3 protein-coding genes are annotated in these 1,092 nt (G+C 55.3%); all 3 read left to right on the top strand.

Annotation, left to right across the window (positions count from 1 at the left end; genetic code table 11):
• Positions 1 to 183: F0F1 ATP synthase subunit C (gene atpE / locus ACIPLA_RS27375; protein ID WP_401177527.1), on the top strand; the 183-nt coding region annotated here is incomplete at its 5' end.
• A gap of 57 nt (positions 184 to 240) precedes the next feature.
• Positions 241 to 711: a F0F1 ATP synthase subunit B gene (locus ACIPLA_RS27370; protein ID WP_063342029.1), complete on the top strand. Its 471-nt coding sequence runs from the start codon at positions 241 to 243 to the stop codon at positions 709 to 711.
• 12 nt (positions 712 to 723) lie between these two features.
• Positions 724 to 1,092 (top strand): F0F1 ATP synthase subunit delta (locus ACIPLA_RS27365; protein ID WP_401177523.1); only part of this gene is annotated, 369 nt, incomplete at its 3' end.

The raw sequence follows: 1,092 nt of genomic DNA, 5'->3' as shown, positions 1-1,092 counted from the left end.
GGTTTCGGCCTGTTGGGCGGCAAGTTCCTGGAAGGCGCAGCGCGTCAGCCAGAAATGGTTCCAATGCTGCAAGTCAAAATGTTCATCGTTGCCGGTCTGCTCGACGCCGTAACCATGATCGGTGTTGGTATCGCTTTGTTCTTCACCTTCGCGAACCCATTCGTTGGTCAACTCGCTGGCTAATCACTCGAACCTTCGAGTTGATTGGTGTGATGTGCAACGAACGAGCGAGGTGTTGGCGTGAACATTAATGCAACCCTGATTGGCCAGTCCGTTGCGTTCTTCATTTTTGTACTGTTTTGCATGAAGTTCGTGTGGCCTCCGGTCATCGCGGCTTTGCACGAACGTCAGAAGAAGATCGCGGATGGACTGGACGCTGCCAGCCGAGCAGCTCGCGACCTGGAGTTGGCCCATGAGAAAGTGGGTCAGCAACTGCGCGAAGCGAAAGCTCAGGCAGCTGAAATCATTGAGCAAGCCAAGAAACGCGGTAATCAGATCGTTGACGAGGCTGTTGAAAAAGCCCGTATCGACGCTGACCGTGTGAAGGTTCAGGCTCAGGCCGAGATCGAGCAGGAACTGAACAGTGTCAAAGACGCGCTGCGTGCCCAACTGGGTGCACTGGCTGTCGGCGGCGCCGAGAAGATCCTGGGTGCCACAATCGATCAAAACGCGCACGCGGAGCTGGTAAACAAACTGGCTGCTGAAATTTAAGCGAGGGCGATCATGGCAGAATTGACCACGTTGGCCCGACCTTACGCTAAGGCCCACCAGCAACTGGCCTCTTGGACAGCCATGCTCGGCCAGGCTGCAGCAGTGTCGCAAGACGACACCATGCAGCGCGTGCTCAAGGCCCCGCGACTGACGAGCGCAAACAAGGCCGCCACGTTTATTGACGTGTGCGGCGACAAGTTTGATGCCAAGGCACAGAACTTCATTAACGTCGTTGCCGAAAACGACCGTCTCCCGCTTTTGCCGGAGATATCCGCTCTGTTCGACCTGTACAAGGCTGAACAAGAGAAGTCGGTAGACGTTGAAGTGACCAGTGCTATTGCATTGAACCAAGACCAGCAAGACAAACTCGCCAAGGTTCTC

Origin of the sequence: Pseudomonas sp. NPDC086112 (assembly GCF_044746425.1) — a bacterium.
In the GTDB taxonomy this organism is placed as follows: domain Bacteria; phylum Pseudomonadota; class Gammaproteobacteria; order Pseudomonadales; family Pseudomonadaceae; genus Aquipseudomonas.
The sequence above is the reverse complement of the archived record's forward strand: the minus strand, read 5'-3'. Positions and strand labels throughout refer to the sequence as shown.